Origin of the sequence: Agrobacterium sp. ST15.16.055 (genome assembly GCF_027956555.1) — a bacterium.
Taxonomy (GTDB): domain Bacteria; phylum Pseudomonadota; class Alphaproteobacteria; order Rhizobiales; family Rhizobiaceae; genus Agrobacterium; species Agrobacterium salinitolerans.
The window spans coordinates 189,755-205,697 of record NZ_JAQKGN010000006.1 but is presented as its reverse complement, the minus strand read 5'-3'; the positions used below and the strand labels follow the sequence as shown (position 1 = coordinate 205,697).

Annotated in this window: 14 protein-coding genes; 3 read left to right on the top strand and 11 right to left on the bottom strand. The window is 60.5% G+C overall.

The window, feature by feature from the left end; translation table 11 throughout:
• Nucleotides 1–144: 144 nt before the first annotated feature.
• The 3 genes from gor to rpiA all read right to left on the bottom strand — a co-directional run bounded on the left by gor (nucleotide 145) and on the right by rpiA (nucleotide 2,962).
• Nucleotides 145–1,533, bottom strand: coding sequence for a glutathione-disulfide reductase (gene gor / locus PL599_RS12115; RefSeq protein WP_269824646.1), 1,389 nt, complete (start codon nucleotides 1,531–1,533; stop codon nucleotides 145–147).
• Nucleotides 1,534–1,680: 147 nt separating this feature from the next.
• Nucleotides 1,681–2,250 carry a DUF2059 domain-containing protein gene (locus PL599_RS12110; RefSeq protein WP_077982217.1) on the bottom strand — a complete coding sequence of 190 codons (570 nt, stop codon included), beginning with the start codon at nucleotides 2,248–2,250 and terminating at the stop codon, nucleotides 1,681–1,683.
• A 16-nt stretch (nucleotides 2,251–2,266) separates the two neighbouring features.
• Entirely contained in the window at nucleotides 2,267–2,962 is a 696-nt protein-coding gene (gene rpiA, locus PL599_RS12105) for a ribose-5-phosphate isomerase RpiA (RefSeq protein WP_077982216.1), read from the bottom strand.
• A 190-nt stretch (nucleotides 2,963–3,152) separates the two neighbouring features.
• On the opposite strand from rpiA, the gene PL599_RS12100 reads away from it, so the two are divergent.
• The gene (locus tag PL599_RS12100) at nucleotides 3,153–3,854 is read left to right on the top strand and encodes a phosphoglycolate phosphatase (protein ID WP_271359074.1); all 702 of its coding nucleotides are present in this window, start codon (nucleotides 3,153–3,155) and stop codon (nucleotides 3,852–3,854) included.
• A gap of 77 nt (nucleotides 3,855–3,931) precedes the next feature.
• Here the strand turns inward: PL599_RS12100 and PL599_RS12095 are convergent, their stop codons facing one another.
• The gene (locus PL599_RS12095; RefSeq protein ID WP_269824716.1) at nucleotides 3,932–5,791 is read right to left on the bottom strand and encodes a L,D-transpeptidase family protein; all 1,860 of its coding nucleotides are present in this window, start codon (nucleotides 5,789–5,791) and stop codon (nucleotides 3,932–3,934) included.
• Between the two features lie 501 nt (nucleotides 5,792–6,292).
• Between PL599_RS12095 and fumC the strand changes: the two genes are divergently transcribed.
• The gene (gene fumC / locus PL599_RS12090; protein ID WP_269824648.1) at nucleotides 6,293–7,684 is read left to right on the top strand and encodes a class II fumarate hydratase; all 1,392 of its coding nucleotides are present in this window, start codon (nucleotides 6,293–6,295) and stop codon (nucleotides 7,682–7,684) included.
• A 205-nt stretch (nucleotides 7,685–7,889) separates the two neighbouring features.
• Here the strand turns inward: fumC and PL599_RS12085 are convergent, their stop codons facing one another.
• From PL599_RS12085 to PL599_RS12070, 4 genes are all read right to left on the bottom strand, one after another.
• Nucleotides 7,890–9,527, bottom strand: coding sequence for a CTP synthase (locus tag PL599_RS12085; RefSeq protein ID WP_162520379.1), 1,638 nt, complete (start codon nucleotides 9,525–9,527; stop codon nucleotides 7,890–7,892).
• A gap of 150 nt (nucleotides 9,528–9,677) precedes the next feature.
• Nucleotides 9,678–10,133 carry a preprotein translocase subunit SecG gene (gene secG / locus PL599_RS12080; protein ID WP_137410437.1) on the bottom strand — a complete coding sequence of 152 codons (456 nt, stop codon included), beginning with the start codon at nucleotides 10,131–10,133 and terminating at the stop codon, nucleotides 9,678–9,680.
• Nucleotides 10,134–10,248: 115 nt separating this feature from the next.
• Nucleotides 10,249–11,019, bottom strand: a complete 771-nt coding sequence (gene tpiA, locus PL599_RS12075) for a triose-phosphate isomerase (RefSeq protein WP_077982212.1) — start codon at nucleotides 11,017–11,019, stop codon at nucleotides 10,249–10,251.
• 211 nt (nucleotides 11,020–11,230) lie between these two features.
• Nucleotides 11,231–12,112 carry an alpha/beta fold hydrolase gene (locus tag PL599_RS12070; protein ID WP_269824649.1) on the bottom strand — a complete coding sequence of 294 codons (882 nt, stop codon included), beginning with the start codon at nucleotides 12,110–12,112 and terminating at the stop codon, nucleotides 11,231–11,233.
• A gap of 222 nt (nucleotides 12,113–12,334) precedes the next feature.
• On the opposite strand from PL599_RS12070, the gene parE reads away from it, so the two are divergent.
• Nucleotides 12,335–14,449 carry a DNA topoisomerase IV subunit B gene (gene parE, locus PL599_RS12065; protein ID WP_137410439.1) on the top strand — a complete coding sequence of 705 codons (2,115 nt, stop codon included), beginning with the start codon at nucleotides 12,335–12,337 and terminating at the stop codon, nucleotides 14,447–14,449.
• An 86-nt stretch (nucleotides 14,450–14,535) separates the two neighbouring features.
• Here parE and PL599_RS12060 read toward each other — a convergent pair whose 3' ends face one another.
• The 3 genes from PL599_RS12060 to PL599_RS12050 are packed head-to-tail and all read right to left on the bottom strand — an operon-like array spanning nucleotide 14,536 to nucleotide 15,855.
• A complete protein-coding gene (locus PL599_RS12060; protein WP_077982209.1) occupies nucleotides 14,536–15,144 on the bottom strand; it encodes an ATP-dependent Clp protease proteolytic subunit in 609 nt (202 codons plus the stop codon).
• Nucleotides 15,145–15,187: 43 nt separating this feature from the next.
• Nucleotides 15,188–15,544: an SRPBCC family protein gene (locus PL599_RS12055; RefSeq protein WP_269824650.1), complete on the bottom strand. Its 357-nt coding sequence runs from the start codon at nucleotides 15,542–15,544 to the stop codon at nucleotides 15,188–15,190.
• Nucleotides 15,541–15,855, bottom strand: coding sequence for an ArsR/SmtB family transcription factor (locus tag PL599_RS12050; RefSeq protein ID WP_003524773.1), 315 nt, complete (start codon nucleotides 15,853–15,855; stop codon nucleotides 15,541–15,543). The genes PL599_RS12055 and PL599_RS12050 overlap by 4 nt, the downstream gene beginning before the upstream one ends.
• Nucleotides 15,856–15,943: the final 88 nt, after the last annotated feature.

Below are 15,943 nucleotides of genomic sequence, written 5' to 3'. Positions count from 1 at the left end.
CAGGCTCATTCTGCCCGTTTTGGGCGTTCCAGACGTACAAAAGTCAATTCAAACGATTTAACAACCCCGCCGCCATTCGAAAACTTCGCTTTCAAAGGGCGGCAGGCTGATGGGGGCGGCGATTATATCGCGCCTGTACCGACGTTAAACACGCTCGCCATTCACGACGCGATAGCTCGGCGAATACATCGTCACCAGTTCCTCGGACGCTGTCGGATGAACCGCCATGGTGCGGTCGAAATCATCCTTGGTGCAGCCGGCTTTCAGCGTGATGCCGAGAAGCTGCGCCATCTCTCCCGCCTCATGGCCGAGAATATGCGCGCCGACGACTTTACGGTCGCTAGCATTGACGATCAGCTTCATGATCGTCTTTTCCTGACGGCCGGACAACGTCGCCTTCATCGGCCGGAACTGTGCGCGATAAACTTCCAGTTCCGGATATTTCTTGCCCGCTTCCTCTTCCGAAAGACCGACGGTGCCGATCTCCGGCTGCGAGAACACCGCCGTTGCGATCAGCTCGTGATCCGGCTTCGTGGGGTTGTTCTTGTATTCGGTCTCGATGAAGCACATGGCCTCGTGGATCGCCACCGGCGTCAGTTGTACCCGGTCGGTGACGTCGCCCAGCGCGAAGATACCAGGCACGTTGGTGCGCGAGTAATCATCAACGATGATCGCGCCCCGCGCATCCAGCTTCACACCGGCGTTTTCGAGACCGAGGCCCTTGGTGTTCGGATCTCGCCCGAGCGCCAGCATCACCAGACCGACATGCAGCGAGCTACCCTGTTTGGTGCGCGCCACGAAACCGCCCGCACCATCCTTGCTGACTTCCTCGATGATGTCTTCGAGAATGATGCGGATGCCCTTAGCCTCCATCGCCTCATGCAGACCCTTGCGCATGTCGTGATCGAACCGCGAGAGGATTTCCTTGCCGCGGTAAATCAGTGTCGTTTCAACGCCGAGCCCATGGAAGATATTGGCGAATTCGACAGCGATATAACCGCCGCCGGCAATCAGGATCGATTTCGGCAGTTCTTCCAGATCGAAGGCCTCGTTGGAGGAGATCGTCAGCTCATGGCCAGGCAGCGCCATGTGCTCGTTCGGCGTGCCGCCGACAGCGATCACGATACGCTCGGCGGTGAAGGTCTCGCCGGTTTTTGTCAGCTTCACGGTATGGGCGTCGACCAATTCCGCCCGGCTGTCGAAAATATCGGCCTTGGCGTTTTCCAGACCCTTGCGGTAGAGCCCCTCGAGACGGGTGATTTCCTTGTCCTTGGCAGCGATCAGCTTCTTCCAGTCGAAGCTGCGCTCGCCGACGCTCCAGCCAAATCCTTCCGAGTCCTCGAAATGCTCCGGGAATTGCGAGGCATAAACGAACAGCTTCTTCGGCACGCAGCCGCGGATGACGCAGGTTCCGCCATAGCGATATTCCTCGGCGATCGCCACGCGCTTGCCGAGCGAGGCCGCCACGCGGCCGCTACGCACGCCGCCGGAACCGCCACCGATGACGAAAAGATCGTAGTCATAAGCTGTCATAGTCAAAACCCCTGATCAAAACCGCCGTCCTCAGCCTCGAGACGGGCGGCGGCGCATTCACGGCACATATAGGTGCTGCGACGCACAAATGAAAAGCCCGGTCTTGCGGCCGGGCTTTGAATATTTCTGAATTGTCCGTTCACCCAATCAGGGCTTGGGAGCCGCCGGAGCGCCGCCCGTGGCGTTCTGATCGGCCGGAAGCGGCTTCAGATCGGCGCCGGCAACCTTCTGCAGTTCCGACATGCTGGAAGCGTTGAGGTCGCGGTTGATGCCGGCGGCCCAGATATCGGCGGCCTTCATCAGTTCGCGCGTGGCGATCGGGCCGTCCTTCAGGAGCTTCTTGCCGGCTTCGCTGCTGTAGAAGGTGGAAATGGCGTTCAGCTCTTCAACGGTGAAGGCGCGCGCATAGGTGAGCGCTGCTTCGCGCTCCAGATCGGCGCGGCGCGGCGCAAGCTCGAGAGCCTTCGCGTCAACAGTCTCGGTGATCGCATCCTGAACGTTCGGCGAAGCCTGAATGAGTTCGGCCTTCAGACGCTCCGCCAGACCCGGCAGAATGTCGTCGAAACGGTCGGTAACGCCAAGAGAAGTGATCGCCTGCCGTGCGGCGGCGATATGCGCTTCCGAAATTTCCTGGGCGCGTGCGGCAGTACCGAACGCGATGCCGGAAATGAGGATCGAAGCAGCGGCAGCTTTGCCCAGTCCCGCTAGTTTGACCATGAAAATCTCGCTCCTGTTATACTGCCTGCATCACGCGGGCGCCTTCAGGACCCGCGATAATGGCAAGCGATGCCAAATTTATGAAAAGTCCGTGCTCGACGACGCCGGGAATCGTGTTCAGCTCGCGTGCTAGCGCTTCTGCATCAGGAATACGGCCAAAAGATGCGTCGAGGATAAGGTGCCCGCCATCGGTCATGAAGGCGCCGTCGCCGGAAGAGCGCAGCGCAAGCGTGCCGGAAAGCCCGGAACGCGACGCCAGTTTTTCGATGGCGATACGCGTCGCCACCTGGCCGAAAGGGTTGATTTCGATGGGAAGCGGAAAAGCGCCCAGCGTCTCCACCACCTTGCTCTGGTCGGCGATCACAATCATGCGGGCGGATGCCGCCGCAACGATCTTTTCGCGCAGAAGCGCGCCGCCGCCGCCCTTGACGAGGCGCAGCGCATGATCGACCTCATCCGCACCGTCGATGGTCAAATCCAGTTCCGGCAATTCATCCAGCGATTTCAGCGGAACGCCAAGCTCGACGCACAGGCGCGCGGTGCGCTCGGATGTCGGCACGCCCTCGACCTTGAGCCCTGCCGCGACCTTCTCGGCCAAAAGCCTGACGAATTCCTCGGCCGTCGAGCCCGTGCCGATACCGAGCCGCATCCCATCCTGTACATGGGACAATGCGGCCTCGGCGGCCTTGATCTTCATCTGGCGGGCATCCATGTGCCTGAAACTCCGGTAGCTTTATCGTCGCCGTGCTGTTTACACGGGTCGAAAGCCAAACGAAAGCCTTTTTCAAGGCAACGAACAGAACGTTGTGACGCGGTTGCAAAGACAGGCCCGTTTGCCTAGGCTTGGCGGGAATGAAAGCATCGATCGCTCAGCACCCGCATTCTGCAAGAGGCCAGTTCCCGTGACATCCCGCCTGCTCTCCCCCCTCGCCATTTTCGATCTCGACGGCACGCTGGTCGATACCGCCGCCGACCTCGTCTCAAGCCTCAACCACACCATCGCCGCAGCCGGGCTTGCGCCCGTCACCTATGACGACCTGACGCATCTCGTCGGCCAGGGCGCGCGGGTCATGATCAAGCGCGCCTTCGCGCTGCGCGAAACGGAACTGCCGGAAGCAGAGATCGATCCGCTTTATGAGCGCTTCATCACCCATTACCGCGCCGAAATGCCCGGCGAAAGCCAGCCCTATCCCGGCATTATCAGCGTGCTGGATGCACTTTCCGAAGCGGGCATCACGCTCGCCGTCTGCACCAACAAGACCGAAATCCTCGCGTTACCGCTGCTCGAAAAACTGGGCCTCAGCCGATATTTCACCGCCATCACCTGCGGCGATACGTTTGAATTCCGCAAGCCGGATGCCCGCCATATCCTCGGCACCATCGAAAAGGCCGGCGGCGACCCGCAGCGCTCGATCATGGTCGGTGACAGCATCAACGACATTCTCGCCGCCAGACGCGCGGCCGTGCCATCCATCGGCGTCACCTTCGGTTATTCGGATGTGCCGATGGTTGAACTGGAGCCGGATGTGGTGATCGACGATTTCACCGAATTGACGCCGGCGCTGTTCGAAGAACTGGTTGCGAAGGGCGAAGCGGCTGCCTGAGAGGCCGGGCCGCTTCATCCAGCCCTTATCAAACAAAAAGCGCCGTTTCCGGCGCTTTTCTCTTGACGATATGCCGATCAGATCGACGCAGCCCGCGCCTTCGTCGTCACGGCAAAGGCCTTCTGCACATAGCTGTCACGATCATAGACATCGTCAAAGAACTGCACCTTGCCGTCCTTGTCCGGCCACGCGGTGAAATAGGCCACGTAGACCGGAATCTTCTCCGGCACCTGAACGGCGCGGTTCTTGCCCGACGCGATCTGCTCGCCGACCTTGTCGACGCTGGTGCCAAGAACGGCGGCGGCCATGCGGCGCGGATCGACGAGGCGGATACAGCCGTGGCTCAGCGCCCGCATGTCGCGGTTGAAGAAGCTCTTGGCAGGCGTGTCATGCATGTAGATGGCATGTGCATTGGGGAACAGGATTTTCAGATCGCCCAACGCATTGTCGCTGCTCGGCGGCTGGCGCACGGAAACGGCGTTGGTGGAGCCATACCAGTTGACGCTGGTGGAAGAGACCGCACGGCCGCCCACCTGCACTTCGTAACCGAGCCGGTCGAGATAGGACGGATCGCGGCGTAGCTTCGGCAGCATCTCGTTGACGATGATCGACTGCGGCACACCCCAATAGGGGTTGAACTCGACAGTCTGGATCTGGTCCTGAAAGAAATAGGTCTGGTTGGCCTTGGAGCCGACGACCACCTTCATACCGAACTGTTCCATGCCGTCATTGTGGTAGTAGGCCATGAACGCCGGCTGGTTGATGAAGACATAGCGCTGGCCGAGATCGGCCGGAAGCCAGCGGATCTGCTCCATGGCCACCTGCACCTTGGCGATCTTCGCGTCATTGCTTTCGCCGACCATGGCGCGCACGGTCGCGCGGCCGATAACGCCGTCCGGCTTCAGGCCGTTTTCGCTCTGGAACGCCTTCACCAGATCGACGAGATCGGGCGTATAGTCCGGCGTTTGCTGGTAAGCGGAAATGATTGCCGCATGCTCGGCCTTGAAGGCAGGCGAAGCGCGATGTTCGATGGCCATGACGACATTGGCCATATCCGCGCTGCTATTGCCCGGCTTTAGCAACAGATCGGCAGGAACGCGGACGACATGCGCTGCATCGCCCTCGTCGCGCAGGCGCGCAAGTTCAGCCTTCAGCGCCAGATATTCGGCGCTCGACGGTTCACGGCTGCGCAGATACGCGGCAACATCGGGGCTCAGGCCGGCAAGCTTCAGCACCGGTGCGAGGTTCACCGTCTTGCGCTTGAAATCGTGATAGCCGGAAAGCCGGTTCGGATCGACACGGCCGCGGGTCGTATCCTGAACATAGGCCAGAACCTTGGCGGAAAGCGCCAGCTCGAACTGCATCTGGGCCCGCTGATAGGCGTCGGACACGGGCGCCGAGGCCATCTCCACCGTCGTAGCGGTTGCAGCCGCGCCGGAAGCATTGGTGATGCTGGCCGTCACATCCTTTGCCGGTGGCGAAATGCTGTAATCGGCCGGATCGAGGCCGCTTTCATCGACCGTCTCGAGAAAGGCGATGACAGCGTTGGCGCGCGCGGTCAGCTCGCCTTCCGAAACCCACAGCGTCTTGCCGCCGGCGCCGTAATAGGCTTCCAGTGCCTTGGCGATCTCAGGGGTGGCGCTAAACTTCAGATTGGCAAGGCCTTCACCGAAATTCGCCGTGTTTACCGCACGGGCCGAATCCGCCTTGTAGTTGTAATAGCGCGGGCCTGAAACACGCGGCAATGGCTCGGGATCGGAAGCATCGGCGCTTTGGCCCGCACTCGATCCGGAGGGTGAGGTAACGATGCCGGCCGGCGGCAACTCGCCGCGATCCCGCGCGATCTTACCGGGGCCACCGCGCAGGAGGTCCATCAACGTTACCGCCCCGGCACTGCCGGGAAGAGCGGTGGAAACGGAAAGACCGAGAGCCAGCACCAGTGCTGCCGATGTTTTTCCAGATGTGACTTGCAATTTGATCCTCGTAGCACCCAGCACCGCCAGCAAAAGGCGGGCATCAGTTTCATGCCTGTCTAGCCGATAGACGGCCAGTTGAAAAGAAAACGCGAAAAAGCCCACAACCGTGCCGAAATGAACCTTATAATACAGCCAAAGCCATAAAAACGTAATTTCCAGAATTGGCGAGAATGGTTAAATTTCTATTTATTTCATTCACTTTGCCCTGCCCCATCAGCTCATCACGGCACCCCGGAAAGCCCGGTTCGCCGGCCATTTCGCGTCGTAGTAAAAATGACACGCCGGCACCTTTTTCGCCCCGCGCCGCGCCATACGGCGAAATCGCTTTTGCGCGGCGGGAAATATCTGCCTGCGCCGCATTGCAGCGCTTTCATTGCCGGCGCGATGATTCTATATATCGGCCGCGCAAGGCGGGCGAAGGCGCCGTTTTGGCGGAGGAAAACGAGGAAAAAGGCAAGATTGATGACAGCCACACGGACGGAAACCGATACATTTGGACCCATTGAAGTTCAGGCCGATCGCTATTGGGGCGCCCAGGCGCAGCGCTCGCTCGGCAACTTCAAGATCGGCTGGGAAAAGCAGCCCGCCTCTGTCGTTCGCGCGCTCGGCATCGTCAAGCAGGCCGCAGCCCGCGCCAATATGGCGCTTGCCGGCCTCGACCCGAAGATCGGTGAGGCCATCATCGCCGCCGCGCAGGAAGTGATCGACGGCAAGCTGACCGAGCATTTTCCGCTCGTCGTCTGGCAGACCGGCTCCGGCACCCAGTCCAACATGAACGCCAATGAGGTGATTTCCAACCGCGCAATCGAAATGCTCGGCGGCGAAATGGGCACCAAGAAGCCCGTGCACCCCAACGACCACGTCAATATGAGCCAGTCCTCGAACGACACCTACCCCACTGCGATGCATATCGCCTGCGTGGAAGAGATCGTTCATCACTTGCTGCCGAGCCTCAAGCACCTGCACAAGGCGTTGGAAGCCAAGGTCAAGCAGTTTGAGAAGATCATCAAGATCGGCCGCACCCACACGCAGGATGCAACGCCGCTGACGCTCGGCCAGGAATTCTCCGGTTACGCCGCGCAGGTCGCCTCCGCCATCGCCAACATCGAAACCACCCTGCCCGCGCTTTCCAAGCTCGCCCAGGGCGGCACCGCCGTCGGCACGGGCCTCAATGCTCCGGTTGGTTTTGCCGAAAAGGTCGCAGAGGAAATTTCCAAGATCACCGGCCTGCCCTTCGTCACCGCGCCGAACAAGTTCGAAGCGCTCGCCTCGCATGATTCCATGGTCTTCTCCCATGGCGCGATCAATGCGGCTGCGGCTGCGCTCTTCAAGATCGCCAACGACATCCGCTTCCTCGGCTCCGGCCCGCGCGCCGGTCTCGGCGAACTCTCGCTGCCGGAAAACGAACCCGGCTCGTCGATCATGCCTGGCAAGGTCAACCCCACCCAGTCGGAAGCGCTGACGCAGGTTTGCGCCCACATCTTCGGCAACAATGCAGCACTGTCCTTCGCCGGTTCGCAGGGTCACTTCGAGCTCAACGTCTATAACCCGATGATGGCCTACAACTTCCTGCAGTCGGTCCAGCTTCTGGGCGACGCCGCCGTCTCCTTCACCGACAATTGCGTCGTCGGCATCGAGGCCCGCGAAGACAACATCAAAAAGGGCGTCGAAAACTCGCTGATGCTGGTGACGGCGCTGAACGGCAAGCTCGGCTACGACATCTGCGCCAAGATCGCCAAGACCGCGCACAAGAACGGCACGACGCTGCGCGACGAGGCCGTTGGCGGCGGATACCTCACCAACGAGGAGTTCGACCAGTATGTGCGCCCGGAGAACATGATCGGGCCGAAGTAATCGGTTTGGATTTTGATGGAATGCAGAACGGGCCTTCGGGCCCGTTTTTTGTTTGCTGGAAGCCCATGACACTACCTCGCACAGCTGACAAGCTTTCCGCCAATACTCAACGTCATCCTCGGGCTTGACCCGAGGATGACGGAGGGAAGGTATCACCCAACAAAAAAGGGCCGCTGTCGCGGCCCTCTTCATCTCATTCAAACCGTCAAACCAGCCGGCTCTGCTCCACCGCCGCCTCAACGAAGCTGGCAAACAGCGGATGCGGGTCAAGCGGGCGGCTCTTCAGTTCCGGATGGTACTGAACGCCGATGAACCACGGATGGTCAGGATATTCCACCGTTTCCGGCAGGACACCGTCAGGAGACATGCCGGAGAAGACGAGGCCGCATTCTTCCAGACGGTCCTTGTAGTCCACATTCACCTCATAGCGGTGACGGTGGCGCTCGGAAATATCCGTGGAGCCGTAAATCTCGGCGATCTTGGTGTCTTTCTTCAGCGCCGCCTTGTAGGCGCCGAGGCGCATCGTGCCGCCGAGATCGCCCTTGGAGGAGCGTTTTTCCAACTCGTTGCCCTTCACCCATTCGGTCATCAGACCAACGACCGGCTCGGACGTCGGCCCGAATTCGGTGGAGGAGGCATGTTCGATGCCGGCCAAATGACGGGCCGCTTCAACGACCGCCATCTGCATGCCAAAGCAGATGCCGAAATAGGGCACGTTGCGCTCACGCGCGAACTGTGCCGCCATGATCTTGCCTTCCGAACCGCGCTCGCCAAAACCGCCCGGCACCAGAATGCCGTTGACCTTTTCGAGATAGGGCGTCGGATCTTCCTTTTCGAAGACTTCCGACTCGATCCACTCCAGCTTGACCTTGACGCGGTTCGCAAAGCCGCCGTGATGCAGCGCCTCGATCAGCGACTTATACGCGTCCTTGAGACCGGTATATTTGCCGACGATCGCAATCGTCACTTCGCCTTCCGGCGTGCGGATGCGGTTGCAAACCTCTTCCCACTGTTCCAGACGCGGCTTCGGCGCCGGCTCGATGCCGAAAGCGGCCAGCACTTCCGAATCGAGGCCTTCCTTGTGGTAGGCAATCGGAACGTCGTAGATATTCGCCACATCCAGTGCCTGGATGACGGCGGAAGGACGCACGTTGCAGAACAGCGAAAGCTTGCGGCGTTCGGCTTCCGGGATTTCCCGGTCGGCGCGCACCAAGAGGATGTCGGGATGAATACCGAGCGCCTGCAGCTCCTTGACGGAATGCTGGGTCGGCTTGGTCTTCAGCTCGCCGGCTGCCGGAATATAGGGCATCAGCGTCAGGTGAAGATAGATCGCCGTGCCGCGCGGCAGGTCGTTGCCGAGCTGACGGATCGCCTCCATGAACGGCATCGCCTCGATATCACCCACCGTGCCGCCGATTTCGCAGATGACGAAGTCGTAATCGTCATTACCTTCGGTGACGAAATCCTTGATCTCGTTGGTGACATGCGGAATGACCTGAACGGTCGCGCCGAGATAATCGCCGCGCCGTTCCTTGTCGATGATGTTCTTGTAGATGCGGCCGGTCGTGATGTTGTCGGTCTTGGTGGCTGAACGCCCGGTAAAGCGTTCATAGTGGCCAAGGTCGAGGTCCGTCTCGGCACCGTCATCCGTCACGAACACTTCGCCGTGCTGTGTCGGGCTCATGGTGCCGGGATCGACGTTCAAATAGGGGTCGAGTTTACGAAGCCGCACCCGATAACCACGGGATTGCAACAAAGCTCCGAGTGCTGCCGCGGCGATGCCCTTGCCTAGAGAGGAGACCACGCCGCCTGTGATGAATACATATCGCGCCATGGGATTCACCGGATACCTTTTTACCTCTGATTCCGCCAGCCAAAATTTCATTGTTTCGAAAATTCGCTGTTGACGAATCTGCGATGGGGCGAGCCGGAATGCGAACAAAAGAAAACCGGCAGGCTTTTGGCCTGCCGGAGCGTTAAATCAAAACCGGGCTTATTGACCGGTCGGAACTGCGTTCGGATCGGCTGGCTGCGCCGGGGCCGGCGCGGCCGTGCCGGAAGCGGCCGGAGCCGGGGTCGTCTGAGCCGGTGCGGCTGCACCATTGGTCGGAACGCCATTCTCAGCCGGAGCGGGCGTCGACGGCGTCGTTGACGGGCCGAGCGTGTCGAGAATGCCGTTACCCTGGCCCTGCGTGGCCGGAATACGGTTCAGAATGTCGGTCGGGCGCGATTCGTAGCGCGTCAGGAGACCGAGGCCGAGCGAGGTCGCGAAGAACAGCGCGGCAAGGATCGCCGTGGTGCGCGTCAGCGCATTGGCCGTTCCGCGCGCGGACATGAAGCCCGAACCGCCGCCGATACCGAGGCCGCCGCCTTCGGAACGCTGGATCAGGACCACGCCGACAAGCGCCAGCACGATCATGAGGTGAATAACAATCAAAACGGTCTGCATGACAATCCATTCCATGCCCCGCGCGGAGCACTACAAAGAAGGTTTCGCGGCTCTTTACATGAGGCGAAGGCTTATTCCAAGCCCCTTTCCCGCTCCACTCGCAGGAAAGCTCAGATCAAGCCGTCAGTTGCTCGTATGCCGCATAGATGGACAGGAAGTCGGAGGCTTTCAAGCTCGCACCGCCGATCAGCGCGCCGTCGACGTTTTCAACACCCATCAACTCCAGCGCATTGGCGGGCTTCACCGAGCCGCCATAGAGGATGCGCATGGTCTTGCCGGCGTCGCCGAAGCGCTTGACGAGTTCGTCGCGCATGAAGGCATGGGCCTCGCGCACATCGTCCACGGTGGGTGTCAGACCCGTGCCGATCGCCCACACGGGCTCATAGGCGATGACGGTATTTTCCGCCGTCGCCTCATCCGGCAGGGAGCCGGCGAGCTGGCGCTTGAGAATATCGAGCGTCTGACCCGCCTTGCGCTCATCCGCCGTTTCGCCGATGCAGACGATTGCGATGAGATCGGCCTGATGGGCGGCGGATGCCTTGGCGCGCACCAGATGATCGGTCTCGGCATGGTCGGTGCGGCGCTCCGAATGACCAACGATGACATGGGTGCCGAAGCAGTCGGCGATCATCTCAGCGGAAATATCGCCGGTGTGCGCGCCGGAGGCGTTCTGGTGGCAATCCTGAGCGCCGATCATCAGCGGGCTGTCATCGCAGAGCGCGGTGGCGACATAAAGCAAGGTCGAAGGCGGGCAGATCAGCGCATCCACCTTCTGGGAAAGCGCGCCCTTGACGCCCTCTGCCATGGCCTTGATCTGATCGAGCGAGGCACGTGTGCCGTTCATCTTCCAGTTTCCGGCTACAAGCGGTCGAACATTCGGCGTCATGCGTATCCCATTCCCTTTGTCTAGCAGCGCCGCTGGCGGCGCTCCAACCCTCGGCCTCCAGAGGCCCTTGATCACGACAGAAGCTCTGCCGGAATTTTCCCGGATATTCCTTTAGCCGCAGGCAGCGACAATTGGTACAAAAAAGCGGTGCAAGGGTTAAAACCAGCGGCGAATTTGAAAAGTTTGTCGTGAGGACGCCCTGAATGCTCCCCTAACGGCTCAAAATCCAGTTCAAGACCGCCCGCCAGTCGGTCATGCGCACCGGCGTTCCGTGGCTGCCGGTCTCGTAACGCGTGAACCGCGCCGGCTCGCCAGCCTTCAACAACGTGCGGAAGATCGTCGCCTGCTGATCGGCCGAATAAACCTTGTCGGCGCTGCCGTGGGTAAACCAGACCGGCTTCTTCGCCTTTGCAAAGGCGCTTTTCGGAAAATCCGGATCGACCGCCCCACCGAGGATCGCCATGCCCTTGAGATTGGCGACGGCCGCCTTGTCACGGCTGATGCCATAGCAGATGAAACTACCCATGGAGGCGCAGGTCAGAATAACAGGCTTACCGCCCGACTTTCCGGCCGCATCCGCAATCAGCGCCGCGATATCGGCAACGCCGTTCTCATCGAAGGAACGAACGCTTGGCGCATAATAGGTGCCTCCATTGGCAACAGCCAGATTTTTCAGCCTGTTGAAGTTGCCGCCGAAGGTGTAGTCGTTCATGCCGAGCCGCCGGTCACCGCCGCGCCCGTGGATGAAGATGACGGTGAAGGCCTGGCCGCTCGCCCGCCCGACGCGACCGACCTCAAGCGCCCTGCCCCCGGCGGAAACGGTTTCGAGCGCCTGCGCCTTCTTCGGCGTCATATCGACATATTGTCGTTTCACCCGGCGTTCCGGCACCTCGTCGCGACCGTTGATATCGCGCATTTCCTGATAGTCGATGACCTCGGACGCGCCGCCATCGCCGCTGGAAAGCACCGTATGGGCGGAAAACAGCTCATCCTTGAAGGGACGCAGCGGCCCATCAGCGGCAGAAGCCGCAACCGGCATTGCCGCCACAGTCAGGCTAAAAAGAGTACAAAACGTGAAATGAGCTGTGGACATGCCTTGGCTAACCGTTCATTCGTGGCTGCGAGACTTGCCATCGCAAAGCCGGCAGCGCAATCCTCCTGTTGCGAAACCCTGACACAATCGTGGCATAGGATGCGCCGCGTTTGCCAGACGGACCCTTGAATCGGACGGGAACCGCGTTTGGCGTTATGATTGACGCTACTGGCATAATGATTCGCATGGCGAAATTCTGACACACGCTTTTGAACTTTGGACATGATGGACGACAGCAACGATCTCTTCTCCGGTCTTCCGGCAGCACGAAACAGCGATACGGAAACGAACGGGGATGCCGCAAAGACGCCGGTGACCGCGGCCGCCAACGTGCCCGCCAACGCGAATGTGCAGCCGAAACCCGCAGCCGTTGCGGCCGTGACGCCGCCCGCCCCCGTATCACCGACCGGTGACGACTACGGCGCGTCCTCGATCCGCGTGCTCGAGGGGCTTGAGCCCGTGCGCATGCGCCCGGGCATGTATATCGGCGGCACGGACGAAAAGGCGCTGCACCACCTTTTTGCCGAAGTCATCGACAACTCCATGGACGAGGCCGTCGCCGGCCACGCCAATTTCATCGAGGTCCATCTCGATACGGAAGGTTTCCTGACCGTCACCGATAACGGCCGTGGTATCCCCGTGGAAAACCATCCGCAGGTGCCGGGCAAGTCGACGCTCGAAGTCATCATGACCAAGCTGCATGCCGGCGGCAAGTTCGACGGCAAGGCCTATGAGACATCCGGCGGCCTGCACGGCGTCGGTGTTTCCGTGGTCAATGCGCTCTCCGATCTTCTGGAAGTGGAAGTGGCGCGTAACCGCAAGCTTTACCGCCAGCGTTTCTCGCGCGGCCTGCCGATCGGTCCGTTGGAAGAGCTGGGCGACGTGCACAACCGTCGCGGCACCCGCGTGCGTTTCCATCCCGATCCGCAAATTTTCGGCGATCACGCGAAATTCGAGGCGGCCCGCATCTTCCGCATGGCCCGCTCCAAGGCCTATCTGTTCGGCGGCGTTGAAATCCGCTGGAGCTGCGATCCCGGCATGGTGCCGGCCGGTGGTGAAATCCCCGAAAAGGCCGTGTTCCATTTCCCCGGCGGCCTGAAGGACTATCTCGCCGCCACGCTCGGCAAGGAATTCACCGTCACCCGCGAAATTTTCTCGGGCCGCACGGAAAAGACCGGCGGCCACGGTGCGCTGGAATGGGCAGTCACCTGGTATGGCGGCGACACGCAGATCCATTCCTATTGCAACACCATCCCGACCCCTGAAGGCGGCACGCATGAGGCGGGCTTCCGCATCGCGCTCACCAAGGGCCTGAAGAATTATGCGGACCTGACGCAGAACAAGCGCGCCAAGGACATCACCACCGATGACGTGATGATCTCGGCCGCCGGCATGCTCTCCGTCTTCATCCGCGAGCCTGAATTCGTCGGCCAGACCAAGGACAAGCTCGCAACCGTCGAGGCCCAGCGCATCGTCGAAAACGCGCTACGCGATCCCTTCGACCATTATCTCGCCGGCAATCCGGGCGAAGCGGCAAAGCTGCTCGACTGGGTGATCGAGCGCGCCGAAGAACGCCTGCGCCGCCGCAAGGAAAAGGAAGTCAATCGCAAGACCGCCGTGCGCAAGCTACGCCTCCCCGGCAAGCTGGCGGATTGCGCCCAGAACACCGCAGAAGGCGCTGAGCTTTTCATCGTCGAGGGCGACTCGGCCGGCGGCTCGGCCAAGCAGGCGCGCAACCGCGCCAACCAAGCCATCCTGCCGCTGCGCGGTAAAATCCTCAACGTCGGCAGCGCCAGCCGCGAAAAGCTCTCCGCCAACCAGCAGATCGCCGATCTCATCCAGGCGCTGGGCTGCGGCACGCGCACAAAGTACCGCGAAGAGGATTTGCGGTACGAGCGCATCATCATCATGACCGATGCCGATGTCGACGGCGCCCATATCGCCTCGCTGCTCATCACCTTCTTCTATCAGGAAATGCCGGAACTCATTCGCGGCAACCATCTCTATCTGGCCGTGCCGCCGCTCTACAAGATCGCGCAAGGTGCGAAATCCGCCTACGCCCGCGACGACGCCCACCGCACTGAGCTGATGGAAACCATGTTCAAGGGCAAGAAGGTGGAAATCAGCCGCTTCAAAGGCCTCGGCGAAATGATGGCCGCGCAACTTAAGGAAACCACCATGGATCCCGAAAAGCGCACCCTGCTGCGCGTCGAGATCGACGACGTGGATTTCGAAGGAACCCGCGAGGCCGTCGACAATCTGATGGGCACCAAGGCGGATGCCCGTTTCCGCTTCATTCAGGAACGGGCGGCCTTTGCGGATAATCTGGATATCTGATCATCCGGACCACCCCTTGAAAGGCAGCGTATGGCGCTGCCTTTTGCTTTGATATGGAAGCAACATCTTGCGGATAGTACCCGGCACTACGCCGCAACATCCTCACGCACGCCCAGAACGCGGTCGATCAGGCCCCATTCCAATGCTTGCTCCGCCGTCATGAAAAAATCCCGATCCATGGCGGCTTCGAATTTCTCGTAACTGCGTTTGCAATGTTCGGCGTAAAGCCGCGTCATGCGGTGCTTGGTCTGCCGCATCTCTTCGGCATGGATCAGCATGTCCGACGCCTGCCCCTGGAAACCGCCCAGAGGTTGATGAATGTGGATGCTGGCATTGGGAAGGGCGCTCCGCTCGCCCGGTTCACCCGCCATCAGCAGAAACGATCCCATGGAGCGGGCCGTTCCCATGCAGAGCGTATGAACCGGTGCGCGGATATAATGCATGGTGTCATACATGGCGAGACCGCTGGTCACGACGCCGCCCGGCGAATTGATATAGAGATGGATCGGCTTCTTCGGGTTTTCCGCCTCGAGAAACAGCAACTGCGCGCAGACCAGCGCGGAAACCGTATCGTTCACCTCGCCGTTGAGGAAGATGATCCTCTCCCGCAACAGGCGGGAATAGATATCGAAAGACCTTTCTCCCCTGGAGGATTGTTCGACTACCATAGGGACGAGTTGCATCGCTTCGCGCATCGGCGAACTCCTGTCGTTAAGAAATGTCGGGGAACGGGAGGGATCAGGCCGCGAGCTTGATCGACGAACCGTTGTGATTTGCGGCGGCCTTTATCATCCGGCCGGTATTGACTGGCAAATCATGAATGATGCGCAGGCTGGTACCGCCTTGGGTATTCGCCGCGATCCTGAAGGTGACGGTGCTTTCCAGAAATGGCGGCGTGTCCTCCCGCAACCTGTAGCGCACTTCTTTGCCGGGCTTGATATCGATTGCTTCCGCTTCCGCCAGCGCCTCCGCCGGCAACCATATGGCGCGAAACGCCGGAATGCTGATGGCGCGCCACACTTTCTGCGGCGGCTCGTCCAGATCATATTCAAGCTCGATGCCCTTTTTAGGCGCTTCCGGTGTCTGCCTGTTCATTGGTCCATATCCTTCAGCAGGAGTTTGAGAGCCTCAATGCGCTGCGGCCAGTAGGCGCGATATTTGCCGAGCCAGGCCGCAATGCGCGTCAGCCCGTCCGGATCGACTTCGTAATTGACGAAACGGCCCTGCCGCTTCTCGACCACCAGCCCTGCCCCGCGTAACACTGAAAGATGCTGCGACATGGCCGGCTGGCTGATTTCGATCCCCTCACGCAGGGCGGAAGCGTTCATGGCGCCATCCGCCAGCTTTTCGAAAATGGCGCGGCGCGTCGGATCGGCCAGCGCCCGGAAAATATCGTTCTCTGTCATGACGACACATAAGCACACACTTATGTGATTCACAAGCCCTTTCGGGCGTGGAAAACGCGCCTTTTTCACGCTGATGGCACGAGGTGCC